This is a genomic window from Pantoea sp. 18059, from assembly GCF_902706165.1.
Lineage (GTDB): Bacteria > Pseudomonadota > Gammaproteobacteria > Enterobacterales > Enterobacteriaceae > Pantoea > Pantoea agglomerans.
Genome location: NZ_CACSJS010000001.1, coordinates 1,339,590 through 1,362,783 on the forward strand (window position 1 = coordinate 1,339,590; position 23,194 = coordinate 1,362,783).

The following is a 23,194-nucleotide window of genomic DNA, read 5'->3' on the forward strand; positions in this document are numbered from 1 at the left end:
TTTCACCTTACATGAACAGGCAGCTTTCGCTACCTGTTTAAATTATTTAAGAGTTTCAAGCAACATACGTTCAACACCCAATTTCCAGTCAGGCAGGGTCAAACCAAACGTATGTTGAAACTTCTCAGTATTGAGCCGGGAATTTGAAGGACGTCTGGCAGGCGTAGGGAATGCACTTGTTGGCACAGGATTAATCACCTGAACATTAAGCTCAACACCCTGCAATTTTGCAAAGTCGATTACGCTCTTAGCATAAGCATGCCAGGTCGTCTCACCTGCTGCAATCAGATGGTAGATGCCAGCAACTGCATTATTATTCAATGCCACTCTGATTGCATGTGCAGTGCTGTCTGCGATCAGTTCAGCGCCAGTTGGCGCACCAAACTGATCATTAATCACTGACAATGAATCCCGATCTTTAGCAAGCTTCAGCATCGTCTTAGCAAAATTATTGCCCTTTGCTGCGTAGACCCAGCTGGTACGGAAAATAAGGTATTTCGTCATGGTGCGGACGATTGCCTGCTCCCCTTCCAGCTTAGTCTGTCCATAGACATTCAACGGGGCTGTTGCATCATCCTCACACCAGGCACGATCGCCCGAGCCGTCAAAAACATAATCGGTAGAGTAATGGACCAACCACGCGCCGATTTCTTCAGCGGCCTCTGCCAAAGCCTTAATTGAAGTGGCGTTAACAAGGCGAGCCTTATCCTGCTCTGATTCAGCTTTATCAACAGCGGTGTAAGCTGTCGCGTTCACGATTACAGCTGGTTTTATCCTGCGAACCGTCTCAGCCAGCCCCTGTGGGTTTTCGAAATCGCCGCAATAGTCAGTAGACTGACGATCGACCACAATCAAATTGCCCAATGGCGCCAGCGCACGCTGTAATTCCCAGCCGACCTGGCCATTTTTACCAAAAAGGAGAATATCCATTAGCTACGTTTCTCGTAATTTTCTTCGATCCAGTTCTGGTACGCGCCACTCTTCACATGCTCAACCCACTGTGAATTGTTAAGGTACCACTCAACGGTTTTCTTCAGGCCCGTTTCAAACGTCTCTTCCGGTTTCCAGCCCAAATCCTTTTCAATCTTAGCGGCATCAATCGCGTAGCGACGATCATGTCCCGGGCGGTCCTGAACATAGGTAATTTGATCACTGTACGGAGTCGCTTTTGGACGCAACTGATCCAGCAGTTCGCAAACCTTCATCACAACATCGATATTTTTCTTTTCGTTATGTCCGCCGATGTTATAGGTGGTGCCAGTCTTCGCATTTTTAACTACGGTGTAAAGCGCGCGCGCGTGGTCTTCAACATAAAGCCAGTCACGAATCTGATCGCCTTTACCGTAGATAGGTAGTGGTTTGCCTTCCAGCGCATTACTAATAATCAGTGGGATCAGTTTTTCCGGGAAATGATAAGGGCCATAGTTGTTCGAACAGTTGGTGACAATCACCGGCAGCTTGTAAGTGCGGCCCCAGGCGCGAACCAGATGATCGCTGGCAGCCTTGGTAGAAGAATAAGGGCTGCTGGGTGCATAAGGCGTTTCCTCGGTGAACAGCGGGAGGTCGCCATCCATTTCATCCGGATGAGGTAAGTCGCCATAGACTTCATCCGTTGAAATATGGTGAAAACGGAATGCTGATTTACGCTCATCAGGCAGCGCACTCCAGTATTGGCGGCTCGCCTCTAACAGAGCATAGGTGCCCACCACGTTAGTCTGAACAAATTCAGCCGGACCGGTGATCGAACGGTCTACATGGCTTTCAGCGGCCAGATGCATGATGGCATCAGGCTGAAATTTATTTAATGCTTCAGTGATAGCCTGACCGTCGCAGATATCGATCTGTTTAAAGGTATAGCGTGGATTGCTGCTCACCTCTTTAAGAGACTCAAGATTGCCTGCATAGGTTAGTTTATCAACGTTAATGACTTCATCGTTCGTATTGTTGATAACATGACGCACAACCGCTGAACCGATAAAACCTGCACCACCAGTGATAAGAATCTTCATAACGTATTTATTCCTGACAAGCTATCTGAGGCATGGGTGCCTGAATAAAAAGCAGACAATCATAGGCGTTTTAAGAGCACGCTACCGCCCCTGGGTTACAGCTCCCACGATGCTGATTATCTTTGACCGAATGAGTATGCTGACAACATGAATCCGCCAGATGTTCAGCATTCAGTTGATTGATATCACTTTATTAATGAAATTGTTTAAGTGGGTTTATCATTCAACAATCGTAAATTCTATCACTCAGGTATAGCTATTACGAATAAAATGCGTTTATGTCGCAGGTGTTAGTTCAACTAATGAGCACTTTTCTGGCGCAGGAGATGGTTGCTGATGCCTCAGGGTGATGCAATCAGAATTATGAGAAAGGTCTGATAAGATATTTCAAATCAAATATAAGAAAGGCGAACCGTAGTTCGCCTTTCTTTTCAACTACCTGAACCCATCCGGGTTCTTGCTCTGCCAGTTCCACGTATCGCGCATCATCTCATCGATGCCGCGCGTCACGCGCCAGTCGAGCGTCGTGTTCGCCAGTGACGCATCGGCCCAGAACGCAGGCAGGTCGCCATCGCGACGTGGCTTTATCTCAAATGGGATCGCCTTGCCGGATGCCTTCTCAAACGCTTTGATCATCTCCAGCACCGAGAAGCCTTTGCCGCCGCCCAGGTTAAAGGCGGTGTAGCCCTCAACTTTGCTCAGATAATCCAGCGCTTTCAGGTGCCCTTCCGCCAGGTCAACGACATGGATGTAGTCACGCAGACAGGTACCGTCTGGCGTATCGTAATCACCGCCAAACACGCCCAGCTTCTCCAGACGGCCAATCGCGACCTGTGCAATGTACGGCAGCAGGTTGTTTGGGATGCCCGCCGGATCTTCACCGATTTCGCCTGACTCATGCGCGCCAACCGGATTGAAGTAACGCAGCGCAATCGCCTTGAACTTCGGCTCCGCTTTGGCGAAGTCGCGCATCACGAATTCAGTCATCAGCTTAGAGGTGCCGTATGGACTGGTGGTGCCGCCAATCGGGGTGGTCTCAACGTAAGGAACCGGGGCATCTGCGCCATAAACGGTTGCTGATGAGCTGAAGATAAAGTTCCAGACGCCGGCATCACGCATCTCTTCCAGCAGCACCACGGTGCCCGCGACGTTGTTCTCGTAGTACTCCAGCGGCATACGCGTAGATTCACCGACGGCTTTAAGCGCAGCAAAGTGGATTACGGCTGAAATGCTGTTGGATGCAAACAGGTCACGCAGACAGGCGCGATCACGGATATCGCCTTCAACGAAGGTCGCTTTTTTGCCTGCCAGTTTCTCAACGCGGTTAATCGCTTCGCGTGAGGCATTGCAGAGGTTATCCAGAACCACAACATCATCACCGCGCTGCAACAGCGCCAGTACCGTATGGGAGCCGATATATCCTGCTCCGCCCGTGACTAAAATTGCCATGTGAGCTCCTTTCAATCTGCCGCGCAGGACGCGGCAAATAAATTACTGTTGTTTTGCGAGGATGGTCTGGATAGCTTCGCGGAAATCGCGACCCTGCGCGTTGCTGCGCAGGCCGTAGGAGACAAACGCCTGCATGTAACCGAGCTTACGACCGCAGTCAAAACTGTGACCGGTCAGCAGCGAAACATCAACGGTTTTATGTTTGCTCAGGCTGGCGATGGCATCGGTCAGCTGGATACGGCCCCACGCGCCTGGCTCAGTGCGCTCCAGTTCCGCCCAGATATCAGCAGAAAGGACATAGCGGCCTACCGCAGCCAGGTCAGAGTTCAGTCCGGCGGTATCTTCAGGCTTCTCAACGAAATCGGTAATGGTGCTGATGTCGCCAGGGTGATCAATCGGCTCTGCAGTGGTGATTACCGAGTACTCAGTGAGATTGGACGCGGGCATATGCTGTGCCAGGACCTGGCTGTGGCCGGTCTCTTCAAAACGGGCAACCATCGCCGCAAGGTTGTAACGCATGTGGTCAGCGGTAGAATCATCCAGCAGCACGTCTGGCAGCACGACCACGAACGGATTATCACCGATCATCGGACGGGCACAGAGAATCGAGTGACCCAGGCCCAGTGGCTGCGCCTGGCGCACGTTCATGATGGTTACGCCTGGCGGGCAGATAGACTGCACTTCGCTCAGCAGCTGACGCTTCACGCGCGCTTCAAGCAGCGCTTCGAGCTCATAGGTGGTGTCGAAATGGTTTTCTACGGCATTTTTCGATGCATGCGTGACCAGCACAATCTCTTTAATACCCGCGGCAACACACTCGTCAATGATGTACTGGATCATCGGTTTGTCGACGACAGGCAGCATCTCTTTCGGAATGGCTTTAGTCGCAGGGAGCATATGCATACCGAGGCCCGCAACCGGGATTACTGCTTTAAGCTTGGTCATATTTATTCCGTTTAATAAAATGAAGATGTGGGTCGATTATGCAGGATCGGCCGGAAGAGCAAGTATAATCTTTATCTGAAAATCGGACAGTAACTCTCTGTCATAACTTGGAAATTCGGCATTTTGCCCATTGCCAGCAACGGCATAAACTGAATAAAGACAATCAGTAATCGAATATCGCCTCTGTTATTTCCACCCCTGGTCGCCGCGCGGCTGAGACCAGCCATAAATGAAAACGGGCGACCCTGAGGCCGCCCGTTGATATAACGCAATTGTGATTACAACCAGCCTTCAAACCACTCCGGCATCACAAACAGATTAAAGTGATTGACCAGCAGCATTATGCCGACAAATACCACCGACACCGCCACCCACTGCCGGGCATAAGGGATAAACCGAATGCCAATCACCGGCTTAATAAAGAACGGATGAGCCAGTGCCGAGATCAGAATCTGCGAGATGGAAAGCGTCAGCGCCACATAGAGCACGTTCGGCCAGATAAAGGTGGTTGCCAGCACCGCCAGAACCACAATACTCGCCACGATGTTCCAGTAGAACTCAACGTTGGTCCGTCCGTTGGCCTGGGAAATTGCCCCGGTCAGTCCGCCCATCGGCCGCAGCATACCAAACAGCAGCATCAGCGGAATCAGATGATAGACCTGCTCGTGGGATGCGCCGTAGAGCACACGAACGATAACCGGCGAGAAGATGCCAATCACCAGGTACATCGCGCTGCTGAACAGCATGATCCCCAGCGTGCCTTTGAGGAACAGCTTCTTCAACTGCTCGGCATCGTGCTGCTTCTCTGCAAAGCGCGGCAGTGCCAGACGGTTAATCACCGGCGTCACCAGCTTCAGCGGTTGCAGCACCAGCTCTTTCGCCAGCGAGTAGACACCCAGCATCTCGGCGCCCATCACTTTACCGACCACCAGCGCATCGGCCTGGGTTCGCAGCTGGTTAATGGTCTGCGAGCCGAGCTGATAACTGCCGTAGCGAATCGCGCCAATAAAAGTCGCTTTATCGAACTCCCAGGTCGGACGCCACGACTTCTCACCCAGCGCAATCATGCAGAGGATGCGGGTAAAGGCGTTGATAAACAGACCAAGAATCGCCGCCGCTACGGTGAGCGAGGTGAACTCCAGCATCGCCACCACACAGAGGAAGGCAAACAGCTTGGTGCCCATCTCAATCTTCGCCAGCGAAACCATCCGCTTGGTTTTGATGTAGTGCGCCTGATACTGCGACAGATGCCCCAGCACCAGGAAGTTGAGGCTGGTCAGCATGATCAGACCCACCAGCTCCGGCAGGTGATAGAACCAGGAGACCGGGAAGGCGATCAGCAGCATGATCAGGCCAGTACACAAGCTGAGTGAGACGTTCACCCAGTAGATAGTGCTCTGCTCACGACGGGTAATGTTCTGACGATGCACCAGATAACTGCTCATCCCCATATCCTGCAGCACACCCGCCACCGCCAGGATGGCGTTGATGATGGCTAACAGACCCAGCTCGTGGGTTTCCAGTTTGCGGGCGAGAAAGCTTAGCTGTGCAACCTGCAGCACTGCCGAGAAGCAGGTGCTGCCGAACAGCCAAATCGCCTGTGACTTAAATCCACTCACACCAGTCGCTCCAGAATCTGTGCCAGTTCGCCGTAGGCGATATGCTGATTAAATTCAGTCTCAACTTTGTGACGGGCGGCCGCGACCACGGGCGCCACATCCACTTCACCCTGAGAGAGCTTCAGCAGCGTCTCCGCCAGCGCCTCAGGATCGTCCTCTTCCACCAGCCAGCCAGATACGTTGTTTTCGATCAGCTCCGGAATGCCGCTGTGGAAGGTTGAGACCACCGGCAGGCCGACCGCCATCGCCTCCATCAGTGCAACCGGAATACCTTCCATATCGCCATCTGCGGCGGTTTTGGAGGGCAGCAGGAAGATGTCAGCCTCACTCAGCGCGCGACGGATCTCCTCCTGAGGTTTAAAGCCCGGCATGCTGACGCAATCTTCCATCCCCTCGCGGGCGATGAAATCACGCATCATCTCATCCTGATCGCCGTTACCGATAATGGTGTACTGAAACTGACCGCCACGCTGCTTCAGGATGGCGCTGGCTTTGACCGCCACATCCAGCCCTTTCTTCTCGGTCAGACGTGCCACCGAAACGATACGCAGCGGCGTCTGAAACGCCTGGCGCGGCTGGAAGTTAAACTTCTCCGGCTCAATGCCCATACGCGTAACGTGAATTTTTTCCGGCGGGCAGCCCATCTCAATCAGCTTGTTCTTCCACAGATTGCTGATAGGCAGCATCAGCTCACTCTGGCGGAACAGATTCACATAGTCGAGTTTGTGCTCTTCCAGAATGTGACGACGGGAAATATCGGCGCCGTGAAACACGGTCGCCTGTTTACCCTTGAGCACGCCCAGCTCACGCAGCTTGTTCGCCAGGGCACCGGCATAGCCGAAATGCACCAGGAACACATCTGCAGTGAAGGTCTGCTTTGCATTCGCCACAATCGACGGCAGCAGCAGTTTGCTGGACTGTGCGCCATAACGGCGCACATTCAGCGAACGCAGCAGCGACGGCTTCGTCACTTTTGGCAGCACCAGCTTGATGCGCTGGTTCAGCTTATCGACAATCGAGATCTTCTCTTCCGGCAGCAGATAATGCGTCTTCGCCGCCAGACCATACTCATCAAAAGCGGCATGCCGGTTCACTAAATCGCCGGGAAAGACTGAAATAATCTCCACCTCGTAACCGGCATCAATAAAGTGGGTTACCTGATTTAATACGAATGTCTCAGAGGCAACCGGGAAACGCATGGTGAAAAAAGTCAGTTTCATCACATTACCCTAATACTTTGAGAATCTCTTCAGTGATCCGGTTGCCAATTTCCCTTTCATTCGCAACGGCCGTGTCGACCTTAAGCTTGATGTTGTCGTAATCGGCAAGCACAGTTTTCACCTTGTCGATTAGCGAGCCATCCATCAGGCTTTTCACATCGGTTGCCATCTGCGGCAGACCAAGCTGGTTCATCACACCCATCGACTTGTGCTCGTAGTTGATCGCCACAGCCGGGGTGCCAAAGTTCATGGAGATAATCGCCGAGTGCAGGCGGGTACCAATGGTCAGATGACAATGATTCAGCAGGATGCCCAGTTCCAGGTCATTAAACTCATCCATAATGACATGGTAATGTTCAGGCTGCGTCACGTGGTCACGCAGGGTCAGTGCAACCATGCGGTCATCTTTGGCATAGCTGTCGATGCCGGTACAGGTTGAGAACGCCACAACCTGATAGCCTTCAGCAATCATGGCATTGATCACCCGGCCAAATGCCGCTTCATACTCTTTCTGCGTCACACCCAGACGTTTATCAAACGGTGCCAGTTCACGCACGGTGATCGCGATGGTTTTACGGCCATCGATAATGCCCTGCCAGTAGAGCAGGTTATGGCTCGGATTTTCGACTTCGCGTGCGCGCACCAGGAATGCGGTATCAACGCCAGACGCGACTTTAGAACTGGTCACGCCATCGCGCTTCATCAGGTCAAGACTCACCGATTCACGCAGCACCAGGCTGTCGACCCGATCAAAGACAAAGTTTGCCAGCGCATTGACGCGCGGGTTCTGGAACGGCCCCACCGAGTGACCGATCAGGTAGATCGGCTTTTTCGCCATCAGCGCACAGAGCGCATGGTCAAACTGGGTCACACCATAGAGGTCAACGAAGAACGATCCGCCAACCTGAATAATCGCATCATATTTTGCCAGACTGTCAGTAAACGCTTTCAGGTGCGGGGGTACAGCGAACGACTTAAAGATCCCGCCCTTGCCCAGATGCGCCATCATGATATCAGGCATCAGGCGGTTCGCGACTTTACGCTTGAACGAACCGACCAGACCTTTGCCTGATTTGCTGTTGTGCAGATACAGCGCATCCTGCTTAATATCCTGCTGAAGCAGATAACCGGAGCTGGTTGGATAACGGCTTATAACATCAATTTCTAAATCACTGCGTGCAGACTTCATTGAATCAATCAGTCCACGAAGAATCGCGCCATCCCCGCGATTTCCACACGTATGGTTACCCACCAATAAAATTTTCATAACAACTCCGAATGAATTTTTTTAATTCTGTAAGCCGCCCAGATCCGCAATGGGCAAAATGAACTCTGTTTAAAGTAATGCTTTACGGGATAACGCACCCAAAGGTAGTGCTCCTGTTAAAACCGGCCGCCTCCATTGTGGCGGCCGTGATGCAAGGGATTACGACTTGATTGCGAAGTAAGGCAGTGCGACCTGTTTGCCGTTGATCACGACGGAAACAAAGCCTTCTGGCTTGCTGGTATCGACCTGATCGGCGGAGAGCGGACGGGAAGCCATCAGCAGGTCGCCCTGTTCATTAGCGCCCACGCCCGCTTTGCCGTTGTGCAGGCTGAAGCGCTGCGGCGCGCGTTTAGTCGCGTCGCCCGCCGGAGGATTGCCCTTCTCCATCTTCGCGTTAACGCGCGCACAGCGACCAGTGACAAAGCGATCTTTACCGGTGGTTTTCACCAGCACGGCCACCGACGGCGTCCAGCCCGCCAGTTTGACGAAGATGCGGACATCGGTGTCATGCTCAGCCACATAGCGCACATCGACAATCGGGCTGCTGCCTTCGGCCGACCAGCTCGCTTCAGAGCGATCTTTTTTGCGCTGTACGTGGATCATCGCGCGGCCACCGGTGGTCTTGTCACCGATCAGGTCCATCAGCGGCTTATCGCCACTGCCGTTACTGAACTGCGACTGACCAAAAATTTCGATCTCCCACGAATCACCCACGGTCGGGGAGTAGAGGCTGCCGAGATCAAACCAGGTTTCCTGATTCGTGTTGTTCTCTAAACGCCAGCGCGAGGTGATGTAGTTGTACTTCAGGCTGCCATCCAGCGCGACGCCATAGGACTCCACGCGGGTCGATCCCATCTCCCAGATGCTGAGCAGACGGTCGCCCTGCATGGAGTTGTCGATCCAGCTGCCCGACTGCAGGCTGGTCTGGCGCATATTCAGGCGCGTGTTATGCGCGATCAGCGGATTCTTACAATCCTCCAGGCTCAGCGCATCGACAATCCACTGACCGTTGGAGAGATCACCCGGGTTATCACAGTGCTCAATCCAGCCGTTATGGATAATCGACTGGCCGCAGCGCGGCAGGTTGAGGACTTTGCCACCACGACAGTACTGCGCATTAAAGTTCGACAGCTCAATCGCGGTGCTGTGGTCCCATTTGCCCTGCTTCTGACCTGACCAGCCCGATTTGATCACATCGCCGCTACAGCGTGAGGCGTACCACTGGTCGATTTTACAATCCAGAGTATCCTGCAGGCTGATGGCGGTGCCGCCGACTGCGTTAAAGCGCAGGCAGGCACCACGGAAATATTGTCCGCCAGGGCAGTTGTTATGGAAAAAGCCCTGCTTGTTGGGGCTTTTATCGCTGTTGCCGTTAAAGTTCAGGTTGGAAAGCTCAACCCGACGTGCATTCATCTCAAAGACGAACTCTGACTTACCATCGGAGACAATCGTGGTCGCCGGGAAGTAGCCGAAGTTTACCATCGCACCGGACATGCGGAAGAAGTTGAGATACTTATCGCCAAGGTTACAGGCTGAGACCATGAAGGTACCGGCCGGGAACTGGACACAGATCTGCTGGTTAGCCTGCTGTGACCACTGGAACATCGCCATAATGGCGGGCGCCGTATCGGTTTTGCCATCGGCAATCGCACCGAAATCAAACAGGGTCAGGCGGTTAAAATCGTCTACCACGCGACGCCAGGAAAAACCCTCACCGGCAAAGTTTACGCCGCCATCATTCTGAGCGGGCTGGAAGCTGCCGACAAACTCGCCGCCGCCGACCTCCCGTCCTTCATGCCAGCTTTTCAGCTTAACCTTAGCCCCTTCAAACAGCGGACGGGTTTTGCGTAACTCCGCTACGGACGGGATCTCACCAATCAGCTGATAACCCGCGGGCTGCGCCAGACGCTGGCTGAAATCTGCAGCGCCCGGACGGCTGACATCTGCGATGTTGAACAGCGTCTGACCACTGCTGTCTTCAACTGCCATCGAATGCGACGGATTGGCAATCAGCGCAGCATTGTCCTGAATAAACTGGGCAAAGTTGCCTTTGTTCAGCGCGATAGGCTGAGCAATCTCCGACACTTTGCCGCTGGCATCACGCAGGAAGACCGGGATCTGGTTGCCCGGTTTGCTGGCATCTGCGCCCGCTTTACCAATCCAGAGTTTGCCTTCAAAGCCCTGCCAGAACTGCGGCGGCATGGCGTAGACATTTTCCGGGGTCAGAATTGGCACGTCGCCTTTAGGCACGTCAGTGGCATCAACCGGCTTCAGGGCGATACCGTTACTTTTTGCAGCGTAGCTGGAAAAGGTGCTCACGGAGAGAGCCCCCACCAGAGCGGAGGCGGCGGTCTGTAAAACTTCTCTTCTTTTCATGCATCAATTCCCGTAGTCAATAAGGCCATTGGCCATGGCGGTGTCCCTGAGGCACGTCGCAAGTGAGCTTTTCCAGCTCCGGTTAAACCAATGACAGCCAGCTTTGCTTAATCTGATTACCGTCGAATTTCAGCGCGGTCTGTTTCGTTTTTTCGCTCATGGCATAGAACAGCGCGTCATCGCTGGCGAGCTGCTCCATTCGGGCCAGAAACGTGGCTTTGTCGTTCATCGGAACCAGGAAACCATCTTCACCGTGATTGATGATCTCCTGTGGACCGGTCGGGCAGTCATATGCCACTACCGGCAGTGACCAGGATTTTGCTTCCAGCAGCACCAGTGGCAATCCTTCATAGCGCGAGGTCATCAGCGCCATATCGCTGTCGCGATAGTAGTCGTTGATATTGCTGACCTTACCGACAAACTTCACGCTGTCGGTGATGCCCAGCACCGCCGCCTGGTCATGCAGTTGCTGACGCAGTTCACCGTCACCGGCAATCACCAGCGTCCAGTCAGGATGGCTGCGGGCGAAGTCGCGCCAGATATCCAGCATCAGGTCAAAGCCCTTCTGGTTATCCAGACGGCCTACGGCCAGCGCCTGGCGATGACGAGTCTGGCGCTGATAGTCTTTGTAAACCACCGGGTTGGGGATTTGCTTGCTGGGAATGCGCCAGCGGCTGAACACCTGATGATCTTTGTCGGTCAGAACAATCACGCGGTCGTAGTAGCGCAGCAGCAGAAACTTGAGGAACTTAATCGGTTTGCTGAAGGAGTTAATGGCGATGTGTTCGCAGGCGTAGGCTTTGCCCCGCTTCTTCTTCATCGCCAGCAGATTCCAGAAAGCGAACATCACGCTCAGGCGACCCATGCTGATCAGGAAGACGGTATCAAAGCCCTCTTCGTGAATCCGGGCAACCGCGCTTTTGATCGGATTGCTCTGCCCTTCAAAGCTGACGATCTGTTTGACGTGCTCAAACGGGTAAAAGGTTTTTCCACTGCCTTCCAGCGAGTAGATGGTGACTTCATGGGTCTCGCCAAGACACTCTGACATGAAGTTACAGATGTTCTCGGTGCCCGCATACGAATAAGCATCTTTGATCACCAGGACAATTTTTTTCATGAAACGCTATCCACCTCAAATTTTAAAGACAATCCTGCCGACAGGCTTAACGATGCTTAAGGGTAAACAGCACACCATTCACCATATACCAGGCGTAATAGTAATAGATTTTTAAAGGATTGTTTTTATAGATAATTCTTAATAATTCAAGGTGCCACTGGGCCGCTTTGTTCTTATTACGGGAAAGGGAATCGCCTAATTCGTAATAGTTGACCAGAATCGTCTGAATTACGCGTGCCTGCTTATAGCGGGTGAATAATTCATACAAAAACAGGAAATCTTCGTGGCCTTTGCGCTGGAAGAAAAGCCCCTGCGGCGGACGGCGGAAACAGACGGAGGAGAAGCAGACGCGATACTGCTTCTTCACAAAGTTTTCCTGCTGCAGGTAAGGTTTGCCGTAGGTAATGTCGTGCTCAGCCTTGCGGGTTTTATAGTGATATTCGGTAATCACAAAATCATCGCCGGCCGCAATGGCAGCAACCTGCTGGGTCAGCTTATCCGCATGCCACTCATCGTCGCTGTCGAGAAAGGCGATAATCTCTTCAGTGGCCGCGCGCAGCCCGACGTTACGGGTTTCTGCTGCGCCCATGTTGACCGCGTTATCCAGAATGGTAATGCGCGGATCCTGACAATGCTCACGCACAAATTCCAGCGAGTCATCGGTCGATTTATCGTTGACCAGATAGAGATGCCAGTCGGTATAGTGCTGATTGATAACCGATTGCACCGCGCGTAACACCGTCTGACGTGCATTATACATAGGCATGACAATGCCAACGGTTCCAACAGAAGTATTCATCTTCAACCCTGAATTAATCGTAAAAAGAGTCGCTCCTGGCATCAGGAGCAGAGCGAGGCGCGGCGCGCGTCAGGAGATCGCTTTCTCACCGCCGAAACGTGCTTTGACCTTGTCTTTAACCCGGTTCATAAAGTAAGCACGGTTGTCTTTGTTGGTGAGGAAGAAGTAGCGCGCAAAGCTCAGGCTCGCCATCAGCGACTTACCATCCATCTTGTAGCGCAGCGGCAGCTTAAAAGCTTTGTAGGTGTGGATGTCACGCGGGGTCAGATGCGGCTTCATGCTATCGAGCCAGAACATCGAGTAGTTCACCGATTCGCCTTTGTGTTTCGAGCCAAACTTAGTGACCAGGTGGTAGTTCGCCAGCGGTGCGGCGATCATCACAAAGTCATAGCCCATGCGGTCGGCACGTATGCAGAAATCATAGTCCTGATGACGGATGTAGCGGGTATCGAACTGAATTTTCGCCGCGTCTTCCCGCTTCAGCACAATGGTGCTGGTCTGGATAAAGCCGTAGCAGCCGAACAGATACTCCGCGACCGTTTCATTTTTGCCTGGCGGCTGCATCGGCATCACTTTCAGGAACGTGCCATCCTGATAGATATTCACCTGGCTGAAAATGACGAAATTCTTTTTGCCCTGCGCGTCCAGCTGAGCAATTTTTTCGCTCACCTGCTGCAGTTTGTCCGCCGCCCACTCATCATCGGCGTCAAGGAAGCTGACGTAGTCACCGGTCGCCAGCTCAATGCCTTTGTTACGCGCACCGGCTCCGTTGAGTTTGACCTCAGAGAGCACCAGATTGATATCGAGATCCCGGTAGCGTTCGCTGCGCACCACATCCGCCAGCGCGGCGGCATCCGCAGATTTATCATCAACGATGATGACTTCGAAATTGCGATACGTTTGTGCTTTAACGCAATCCAGCGTCGTGACAATCGATTCTGACGCGTTATAAGCCGGAATTACGATGGAGAAACGAATGTCCTTCATTGCCAGCACCTCATTAAAGTAGTTCAAAAATAAACAGTTCATTCGACAACGGTCGATGAAAAACCTGTGTTCTGACCGACGACCGCCCCTGGGTGAAACTCGTCATCCAGAGGCGGTCGTCAGATTGATTAGTGGATCAGCCAAAACTCCCGCGCCACTTCATAACCGGTAACGGCCTGTTTGGTTGAAATGGTGTTGTAGTAGAGGTAATAGAGCAGGAAGAACACCAGCATGGCATACAGCGCTGGCTTCCAGGATCGCCTTGCCTGATAAATCAGCGAGGTCAGGATGATCGGCTCAACCTGCTGCAGATAGTTGGACAGGCGCGAACCTGACGGGAAGTTGTACAGGAAGATCCTGATCGCCCCGCCGATGGCAAAACTTAAAATCAGCAGATAGTTAAGGCGATACTGGGCGTAATTCTCGCGCTTCAGCTTATCGGTCAGCATGAAATAGAAGAAGACGAACACCAGCATGATGTTTTTCAGGTTCGATACGGCCAGGATGCTGCCACCCATTGCATAGGAGGGGTCATTGTTATAGCCCGATGCCCTCTCTCCCAGCGATCCCAGATGACCGGCAATCAGGGCAATAAAGCCCGAGCCACCCACAACCGATAGCGGCAGACTGGCAACGATGATAATGACCGGCCACCAGCGCCAGTCCCGGATAAACAGGAACGGCACAAGCGTCACCACCATGACACCGGTGTTATGGCTCGTGAACGACAGAATAAAGAAGGCAAATGCCCACCAGTAGCGCTTGAGATAGATCGACCAGAGAACGCCAAGGAACAGCGCAGAACTCAGGCCAAAGCGAATCTGGTTAATGTCTTTGTTGATAAAGATGTGCGCCGAATAGAGCACCAGCGCCAGCACCGGATACGGAGACATCTTCCTGAAAAACCAGGTATTGATGGAAACGGCAATGGCGCAGAAGACAAACAGGAAGATGCTGGCATTGTGCGAAAACAGGCTGGTGAGCCAGGCCATCGCAAAAATCAGCGGTTCGTAACGGAAAAACGCAACGGTATTAAAGAAGCCATTAATCTCAATACGTCTTACAAAGTCTTCGAAGAAGCTCCGGTACTGAAAGTCATCCATGCCGGTACCAAGACCGCGTATTCCCCCGAAAATAATCAAAGTCACGGCGGCAAAACAGAGTAGCCAGGTCAGAATATAATTTGTGCGTTCGTCTTTTTTTAGCGCTATTTCAAACAGCGAAAGCAGCAGTAAAAAGCCTGATACATACCAATATGGAGCCATGGTGTGATTCCTTAATTCCACAAGTTCTCATGCCAGCAATAATCACGCTTCGCCTTACCGACTGGCTTTACAGCGAGTCTGATTGCACGGTCACAAATTGCGTGCGGGCGATGCCTGCTGGTGATGAATTCTGTTGAGTGACGCTCGCCATGCGATTTATAGATGTATCGCTTTTGTGGGTTTGGACAGAATAACCTGTGTAAATTGATGCGTGTCGTCATTCAAAGGGACGATAAAAAGGGGCGGTCAGACCGCCCCCTGTTTTATTGCTCAATGATCAGCTTTTGTTCGTCTTGCCGTAGTCATAGGCGTAGTAGTCATACCCATAGCCATACGCATTAGCGGCTTTACGCACCACGGCGTTGAGGATCACACCTTTAATCTCAATACCGTTCTGGGCAAAGCGTTTGAAGCTGACGTCCACTTCTTTGGTGGTGTTGGCTTCGAAACGCGCCACCATCAGTGAGGTGCCGGCCAGCTTACCGATGATGGAGGCATCGGTGACGGCCAGGATTGGCGGCGTATCGATTAACACCAGGTCGTAGTTCTTGCTCGCCCACTCCAGCAACTCACCCATGCGACGATGCATCAGCAGCTCAGACGGGTTCGGCGGAACCTGACCACGTGGCAGGAAGTCGAAACCGTACACGCCCTGCTGAATCAGCGCCGGGCTGAACTCAGTTTTACCGGACAAGACGTTGGACAGACCTGATTTGTTATCTGCGCCCAGCAGTTCGTGGGTATAACCACGACGCATGTCGCCATCGATAAACAGAACACGCTGACCCGCTTTCGCGACCAGGGTCGCCAGGTTGGCACAGATAAAGGTTTTACCAATACCCGGGCTGGCACCGGTGATCATCAGGATATTGTTTTTCGCTTCCATCATCGCGAAGTGCAGGCTGGTACGCAGGCTACGAATCGCTTCGATGGAGAGGTCAGTCGGGTTACCCAGCGCCAGCAGCGTTTCGTGCGGATCGGTTTTCACCTTGCTGCCACGACGCGCCAGGGCTTCGGTATCCTTCTTACGCTGCCAGTCTGACAGTGGAACGCTGGCATAGACATTCATGCCCAGCTCTTCCAGCTGATCCGGGTTCTCGATGCCGTGATGCAGCAGCGCTTTCAGCAGAACCAGACCCACTGACACGAACAGACCGAAAATCAGGCTCGCGGCGATGATCAGCAGCTTCTTCGGTGCAACAGGCGAGTTAGCAGTCTGCGCGCCATCGATGATGCGGACATCACCCACGGTGCTCGCTTTACTGATACCCAGCTCCTGCTGACGGTTCAGCAGCTGCATGTAGATCTCCTGACCAGACTGAACGTCACGGGTCAGACGCAGGATTTCCTGCTGAGTCTGCGGCATGCCAGCAATTTTCTTGTTCAGCTGAGCCTGCTCACCTTCCAGCGTTTTGCGTTTTTCAAGCAGCGCGCGATACGTCGGGTGATCTTTGGTAAACAGCTGAGAGACTTCGGCTTCACGGAAGGTCAGTTCGTTCAGCTGACTCTGCACGCTGACAGAGGAGTCCAGAGCGGATTTCGCTTCCAGTGACAGGTCAACAGATTCGTTCTGACGACGGAAGGTGTTCAGCTTGTCTTCCGCTTCATCCAGCTTGCTGCGCACGGCAGGCAGCTGAGTGCGTAAGAACTCCAGGCTTTTCTCTGCCTGCGCTGACTTGCGCTCAACGTTCTGTAACAGATAGTTATTCACAATCTGGTTCAGCACTTTGCTGATCTGCTCTGGATCTTCACCCAGATACTCCAGACCCAGCACGCCGGTATCTTTACCTTTGTCTGCCACGGTCAGGTTAGAGAGCACTGAACGGATCGCCTGCAGGTTATTCAGCTTGGTCACGGTGAAGCTGGTGCCTTCATCAGCGTGGATCTCGCTGACCAGCATGCTGATGTCGCCGTGCGACTCCAGCTGGCCGACTTTACCTTTGAACAGCTCATCGCCATCTTTTGAGACGGTGTAGCTATCCGGACCGGTCACTTCCAGTTCAACGTTACGTTTGTCGATAGTGCGTGGGATTTCCAGGCGCGAAATCGCGATACTGGCGGGTTTGTTGCCCATCAGGCGCGACAGACCTTTACCGATAACCGGGAAATAGTTCTGCTCAACGACGGTATCCAGACCCAGATCGTCAACGGTTTTGCCGATGACCATACGGGATTCCAGAATCTCGATTTCCGTATCAGAGGCTGGTGTCGGTGGCAGAATGCTGTCAATTTCGTTCAGAACGGTGCTGGCATTCTTCTGCTCAACCTGAACTAACGCATCTGCGCTATAAATGGGTGTTGCAAACAGTGTGTAGAGTGTTCCCGCCAGCATGAAAAAAGCGGTAACGGCAACAATGATCCAGCGATGATCAATTAGCTGTCCCACAAGATGCGCCAGATCCCATCCATTCGAATCCTCTCCCGGCGCGGTTCTGACCTTATTTTTTATATTCATGGATAATCCCAACTATCGGCTTAATACGTTCACCCACTTCTGGGTAGCGTTTTCCAGTAATCCGTAAATCTCTTCAAAGGCCTCACGGCTTTTTCTGTACGGATCCGCAATTTCTTTCTGATTGAGCCAGTGACCAAGCAGCATGGTTTTGCCACGCGCGGCCGGGTCGATGCGATTCACCTGTTCAATATGTCGCTTTTCCATCACCAGAATCAGGTCAACGTTGCGGCACATCTCTGCCGTCAACTGTTGCGCCTCATGTCCTTCCAGCGACAGACCCTGCGCAGCAGCGACTTCAGACGCCGTCTTGTCGGCCGGGTGGCCGACCAGCGCCCCCAGGCCGGCAGAGCGAACGTCTAAATCAGGCAGCGCACGTTTAAACAGGCGCTCTCCGGTAGGAGAGCGGCAGATGTTGCCAACGCAAACGACTAACACGGACTTAATCATGATGGGACCTTAATTACCCCAGGTACGGATACGCGATGCGGCCTGTGTTGCATCGTTGATACCTGCGATGGTCGGTATCAACTGCCCAATCACACGGTTCCAGCGCGTCAGCGGCGTAGAGGTGACATAAACGATGTCGTAAGGCTGGAGCTGGAAATCGGTTCCCATCACCATGGATGCCGCATCTTTGGTGTTCAACTGATAGATGTTGGCAATCTTGTTGCGATCGGTGCCGTGCAGTGGACGGATAACGAATACACCGGTGGCGTCAGAGGTGGTTTGATCCATCCCGGCCGCATTGCCCAGTGCTTCCGCCAGCGTCATGCCGCTACGGTCCATTTTCAGGGTAGTCTGCTGCTTCACTTCACCCATCACGAAGATTTTCAGATCATCGTTACGCGGAACGTAAAGAATATCGCCTGGATAGAGGAGGTGGTTCTGGCTCAGGTCACCATTCTGCATCAGTGCCTGCAGAGAGATGCGCTGTTCACGACCGTTGTGCGTCAGCACCACGTTGCGCCAGTCAGCATCAGCGGCCAGGCCGCCAGCGGCGTTGATCGCATCCAGCACCGTCAACGGAACGTTGGTGATGGGCTGCTGACCAGAAGTGGTCACTGAACCCGTCACATAGGTTTTCTGTGATTTGAACGAGGCGATGCTGACATCAACCTGTGGGCTTTCAATGTACTGAGCCAGACGACGTGACACTTCGTCACGCACTTCGCCGACGGTACGGCCCGCTACACGCACACGACCGATGTAGGGATAGAAAATGGTGCCGTCAGAATGCACCCAGTTACCGGTATCGCTGGCGCTACGGTACTGACCCGCTGGGGTGGTCAGTTCCGGGTGGTCCCAGACCGTTACGGTCAGGACATCGCCCACACCGATACGGTATTCGTAGTTCTGAATTTCGTTCTGCAGGGCAGGATTCGTCTGAGCCACCAGTGGCTTCGGACGCATCCTTTCAACCAGTGAAGGCGTTAACGGGAAGACGTTGACATATTTATCGATGTCAAAGTTGCTATCCTGCTGTTCAACAACATCTTTTCCTGATGTAGAAAGGTGAGAACCTGGTTCGATCGTACACCCGCTAAGGAATGTGGCGGATACCAGCAAGGGTATCAATTTCATTTTGATTGTAATCATTTAGATCTTCGCTATCAGTTATTTATTGATAGAGGCGAAACCGCCGCTGTGTAAGCGTCCAACAAAAAGTAAATCCTACCTGACTTAAGCACTGAACCTGTCGTTCATTATCCTTGCTCCACTTGTTATAAGTAGCGGCCATCTACCAGGGTGTACCCTGAACGCCACGCATCATAGCGGACTATGGATGCACAGCGATATCCCTGATGATGGCCACTATCAACGACACGCCTGACAACGGCAAAACACCTCTGAGCGCGCATTAACGCGCTCATTCCGACTCACGATTAATAGGCACCATCGCGTTTCAACACCACGCCCACTGTTTTAAACAGAATCGCGATGTCGTTCCACAGTGACCAGTTTTTCACGTACCACGAGTCGAAATAGACGCGGGTTTCATAGTCAACATCATTACGACCGCTGACCTGCCACAATCCCGTCATGCCTGGCTTTGCCATCAGGTAATAATCAACATCACCGGCATAACGACAGAGTTCATCTTCAATGACCGGACGCGGTCCGACCAGACTCATATCACCGCGCACCACGTTCCAGAGCTGAGGAAGCTCATCGAGGCTTGTTTTACGGATGAAGTGGCCCACTTTAGTAATACGTGGATCATTTTTGAGTTTGAAATCTTTATCCCATTCCGCACGGGCAATCGGATCAGTGCGCAGCACCTCTTCCAGCACTTCTTTTGAATTAATGACCATCGAGCGGAATTTCAGGCATTTGAATTTACGGCCATTCATTCCCACACGCTCGTGACCATAAATCGGTGGTCCACCGTCACGACCCACCAGGAAGCCCAGTACCAGCAGCGCTGGCATCAGCATCAGGATAATCGAGAGCGCACCCACGATATCGAATGCCCGCTTCAGGAAGCGCGACGTGCGTTTAGCCAGGTTGTTCTGAACCCGCAGGATCATCACTTCATGGCTGAAGATATAGGCCATGTCAGTACCGTAGAGCGGTACACCACGCAGGGTTGGGATCACTGACACTGAACGGCAGTTGTGCATCGCCAGCGATTTAAGCCAGACATCACGGTACTGACTCTGCTCATACTCAACCGCAACGATAAACTGCGTTTCGCTGTTGGTGAGGCTCCAGAGCTCCTGCTCGTCGCGCAGCACCGGCACGCCGTTCATGATCTCCTGCGGACAGGTTCCATCAACGTCATAGAAGGCGATAACGTCAAAACCCATGACCTCTTCGCTTTGCAGCGCCTGCCAGGCTTCGTGCGCATTTTTGCTGCTGCCGATAATAATGGTCTGTTTTTTCCACAAGCCATTTTTATTCAGCAGACGTTTAGAAAGCGCGCGGCAGGTCGGAATTAAAATCAGCGCCAGGATCCAGGTCAGTAACCAGACGAAACGCGACATCTGCCACTGCGACAGGGCGGTAATCGACAGGTCGATAACAGAAAATATAAGAATGGTACGAAAAACTTCTTTTAATTCGAACCAGAAAGGTTTGCGGTAAGTGTAGTGACGCAGCCTTACCCAGAACCAGCCAATACAAATTACCGACAGACAAATGTGTGTGGCAATTTTTAAATTCATTTCTTTTTCAGAAATATCTGCCAGCGGCGAATCTGACTGCAAATTAATTAGCATCATCGCCAAAAATAACGCTGCGTTGAAACAAATTAAGTCTGAACATGCCAGCATTAATTTGGTAATAAGACTTTTAAACGTAAATTCTGTATCGCGCATATTTAACTCTTTATTTTATTTCCTTAAACCCGCAACGGCTATCGCCTGTTTAATCATTAAGCGACGAAACCTCTCCAGAGTGAGCCGTTTCTAAGGGGAGCTCCTGCGGCGTTTACGCCAATGATCTTAACCATGAAACCAATAATATCGTGATGAATACCAACAGATTACTCTGACTTAACCACCGCCAGCGCTGCTCACTTTATCAACAAAAACGCGATTCGGGCACGCTACCGCCCTTGGCTGTCGCTGCCAATATCGCTGTCATCATTCATAATGCTCCCCGTAATGTGTTAGCGTTACCGCAACGCATCATACAGACGTTCACAGGCGAATTACTCATTCGTGACATTGCGATTAATGTCGAATAGGTACGCAGATTACGACTCTGGGGCAGAGTTTGCTAACTTGTTGCTATACTAGTTATTACTGGCTTGTTTACAAGCAGGTCCCGCCATCCCTGGACTATTTTAGGAAAAAGACTACCAGCAATTAGTATTGAGGCCTGACGGGCAGTGCAATCCTTTCTTCACAATTCGGATTAATGCCATACTCCCGATGAGATAAATCGCATAAGCCCGACAGGTGAATATCTCTTTCCTGTCAGCCAATGACTAAGAATTATCTCTACTGCGCCCTGTGAAGTTAATCAAAGCGTCACACTATTATGTTCATATTTTGCACGATATAGCGCGGTTATCTGAGAACATGCCCCCTGCCCTGCCATTTGTACGTGGCTTCGCACTCCACTATCATCAGAGAAAACTCAATTTAAGACATTCAGGTGAACAACGCATGCTGGAGGTAATTGCAGATCCCTCGCTATGGGCGGGATTAGTAACGCTAATCGTTCTGGAACTGGTTTTAGGCATCGACAATCTGATCTTCATCGCCATCCTGGTGGAGAAGCTTCCAGGGCCGCTTCGCGACCGCGCGCGCGTGATTGGACTGCTGCTGGCGTTATTGTGCCGATTATTGCTGCTGGCATCGCTTTCGTGGCTGGTTACGCTGAAAGAACCCTGGATTACGCTTGCGGGCCACCCCTTCAGTGCGCGCGATTTACTGCTGCTGACAGGCGGGATTTTCCTGCTATTTAAAGCCACCACAGAGTTGAATGAGCGTCTTGAAGGGGGTGATGAGGCGTCCGGTCAACAAAAAGGCGGCGCTAAATTCTGGCCGGTGGTGGCGCAAATCGTGGTGCTGGATGCCATCTTCTCGCTGGATGCGGTGATTACTGCCGTCGGCATGGTTAATGACTTACCGGTCATGATGATTGCGGTCACCATCGCCATTCTGCTGATGCTGCTCGCCAGCAAGCCGTTAACCCGCTTCGTGAACAACCATCCTACGATTGTGATCCTCTGCTTAAGCTTTCTGCTGATGATCGGCTTCAGCCTGGTGGCGGAAGGCTTTGGCTTTGTGATTCCCAAAGGCTACCTCTATGCGGCAATCGGCTTCTCGGTGGTGATTGAGGCACTGAACCAGCTGGCGCACTTTAATCGTCGTCGGGTGCTGTCGGCCGGTCGTCCGCTACGCCAGCGCACGGCGGAAGCGGTGTTACGGCTGCTGCGCGGCGCGGCAGAACCGGCGGAACTGGATGCGAAAACTTCGTCACTGATTGCTGACAGCGATGACAGCATGCTGTTTAACCGGCAGGAACGGGTGATGATTGCCCGCGTACTGGGCATGGGTCAGCGCCACATTAACAGCATCATGACCTCTCGCCACGACGTCGAACATATCGATCTCAGTGATGATCCGGCAGAGATTATGTCGCGCCTCGACCGCAACCAGCACACGCGAATACTGATTACGGATCACTCCAGCGAACCGCTGGGCGTGGTTCACGTTATCGATCTGCTGCACCAGTCACTGCACCACAATTCCCTGGATTTACGCGCCCTGATTCGACAGCCGCTGGTCTTTCCTGAGCGGCTGACGGTGCTGCAGGCGCTTGAACAGTTTCGTCAGGCCCATACTCACTTCGCCTTTGTGGTTGATGAGTTTGGTTCGGTGGAAGGCGTGGTGACGCTGAGCGATGTAATGGAGACCATCGCCGGCAATCTGCCGAATGAGGCGGGTGAAATCGATGCTCGCTACGATATTCAGATTCAGGATGAAGGTCACTGGATTGCTAACGGTCATATGCCGCTGGAAGATCTGGCGCTCTATGTGAAATTGCCGCTCGATGAGCAGGGTGACTATCATACGCTGGCGGGATTACTGATGGATAAGCTGCAACACATCCCTCAGGAAGGCGAAGTGTTGCAACTGGGTGACTATCTGCTGCGAACGCTGCAGGTCGAAAATCATCGGGTGCAGAAAGTCGAGATCCTGCTGCAGCCCGATATCAGTTACGAGGTCTGAGT

General features: G+C 52.5%; 17 protein-coding genes. 1 reads left to right on the forward strand and 16 read right to left on the reverse strand.

Translation table 11 applies throughout. The annotated features are described in order from the left end of the window. Positions 1–42 precede the first annotated feature (42 nt). The 16 genes from rfbD to wbaP form a co-directional block, all read right to left on the reverse strand. Positions 43–930, reverse strand: coding sequence for a dTDP-4-dehydrorhamnose reductase (gene rfbD, locus GVJ63_RS06335; protein ID WP_159226580.1), 888 nt, complete (start codon positions 928–930; stop codon positions 43–45). Beyond that, positions 930–2,009: a dTDP-glucose 4,6-dehydratase gene (gene rfbB, locus GVJ63_RS06340; protein ID WP_010670975.1), complete on the reverse strand. Its 1,080-nt coding sequence runs from the start codon at positions 2,007–2,009 to the stop codon at positions 930–932. The genes rfbD and rfbB overlap by 1 nt, the downstream gene beginning before the upstream one ends. Positions 2,010–2,444: 435 nt before the next feature. Continuing rightward, the gene (gene galE / locus GVJ63_RS06345) at positions 2,445–3,458 is read right to left on the reverse strand and encodes a UDP-glucose 4-epimerase GalE (RefSeq protein ID WP_010670976.1); all 1,014 of its coding nucleotides are present in this window, start codon (positions 3,456–3,458) and stop codon (positions 2,445–2,447) included. Between the two features lie 42 nt (positions 3,459–3,500). Then, the gene (gene galF, locus GVJ63_RS06350; protein WP_010248118.1) at positions 3,501–4,403 is read right to left on the reverse strand and encodes a UTP--glucose-1-phosphate uridylyltransferase GalF; all 903 of its coding nucleotides are present in this window, start codon (positions 4,401–4,403) and stop codon (positions 3,501–3,503) included. A gap of 278 nt (positions 4,404–4,681) precedes the next feature. Then, entirely contained in the window at positions 4,682–6,022 is a 1,341-nt protein-coding gene (locus GVJ63_RS06355; RefSeq protein ID WP_010248120.1) for a lipopolysaccharide biosynthesis protein, read from the reverse strand. Then, positions 6,019–7,242 carry a glycosyltransferase gene (locus GVJ63_RS06360; RefSeq protein WP_010248122.1) on the reverse strand — a complete coding sequence of 408 codons (1,224 nt, stop codon included), beginning with the start codon at positions 7,240–7,242 and terminating at the stop codon, positions 6,019–6,021. Before GVJ63_RS06360 ends, GVJ63_RS06355 begins: the two co-directional genes overlap by 4 nt. Before the next feature lie 4 nt (positions 7,243–7,246). Then, entirely contained in the window at positions 7,247–8,509 is a 1,263-nt protein-coding gene (wcaK, locus tag GVJ63_RS06365; RefSeq protein ID WP_010248124.1) for a colanic acid biosynthesis pyruvyl transferase WcaK, read from the reverse strand. Between the two features lie 159 nt (positions 8,510–8,668). Beyond that, positions 8,669–10,885 carry a phage tailspike protein gene (locus GVJ63_RS06370; protein ID WP_010248126.1) on the reverse strand — a complete coding sequence of 739 codons (2,217 nt, stop codon included), beginning with the start codon at positions 10,883–10,885 and terminating at the stop codon, positions 8,669–8,671. Positions 10,886–10,967: 82 nt separating this feature from the next. After that, on the reverse strand, positions 10,968–12,002 hold the full coding sequence (locus GVJ63_RS06375) for a glycosyltransferase (RefSeq protein WP_010670977.1): 1,035 nt from the start codon (positions 12,000–12,002) through the stop codon (positions 10,968–10,970). A 46-nt stretch (positions 12,003–12,048) separates the two neighbouring features. Next, on the reverse strand, positions 12,049–12,801 hold the full coding sequence (locus GVJ63_RS06380) for a glycosyltransferase family 2 protein (protein WP_010670978.1): 753 nt from the start codon (positions 12,799–12,801) through the stop codon (positions 12,049–12,051). A 69-nt stretch (positions 12,802–12,870) separates the two neighbouring features. Then, positions 12,871–13,788: a glycosyltransferase family 2 protein gene (locus tag GVJ63_RS06385; RefSeq protein WP_010248134.1), complete on the reverse strand. Its 918-nt coding sequence runs from the start codon at positions 13,786–13,788 to the stop codon at positions 12,871–12,873. 128 nt (positions 13,789–13,916) lie between these two features. Continuing rightward, positions 13,917–15,053, reverse strand: a complete 1,137-nt coding sequence (locus GVJ63_RS06390; protein WP_010248137.1) for an EpsG family protein — start codon at positions 15,051–15,053, stop codon at positions 13,917–13,919. A gap of 277 nt (positions 15,054–15,330) precedes the next feature. Next, entirely contained in the window at positions 15,331–17,508 is a 2,178-nt protein-coding gene (gene wzc / locus GVJ63_RS06395) for a tyrosine-protein kinase Wzc (protein WP_010248139.1), read from the reverse strand. A 12-nt stretch (positions 17,509–17,520) separates the two neighbouring features. Continuing rightward, positions 17,521–17,955 carry a protein-tyrosine-phosphatase gene (locus tag GVJ63_RS06400; protein ID WP_010248142.1) on the reverse strand — a complete coding sequence of 145 codons (435 nt, stop codon included), beginning with the start codon at positions 17,953–17,955 and terminating at the stop codon, positions 17,521–17,523. A 9-nt stretch (positions 17,956–17,964) separates the two neighbouring features. Then, entirely contained in the window at positions 17,965–19,104 is a 1,140-nt protein-coding gene (locus GVJ63_RS06405) for a polysaccharide export protein (protein ID WP_010248145.1), read from the reverse strand. A 287-nt stretch (positions 19,105–19,391) separates the two neighbouring features. Further along, positions 19,392–20,825 carry an undecaprenyl-phosphate galactose phosphotransferase WbaP gene (gene wbaP, locus GVJ63_RS06410; protein ID WP_022625020.1) on the reverse strand — a complete coding sequence of 478 codons (1,434 nt, stop codon included), beginning with the start codon at positions 20,823–20,825 and terminating at the stop codon, positions 19,392–19,394. Positions 20,826–21,620: 795 nt separating this feature from the next. Between wbaP and GVJ63_RS06415 the strand changes: the two genes are divergently transcribed. Beyond that, positions 21,621–23,192, forward strand: a complete 1,572-nt coding sequence (locus GVJ63_RS06415; protein ID WP_033767812.1) for a TerC family protein — start codon at positions 21,621–21,623, stop codon at positions 23,190–23,192. Positions 23,193–23,194 lie beyond the last annotated feature (2 nt).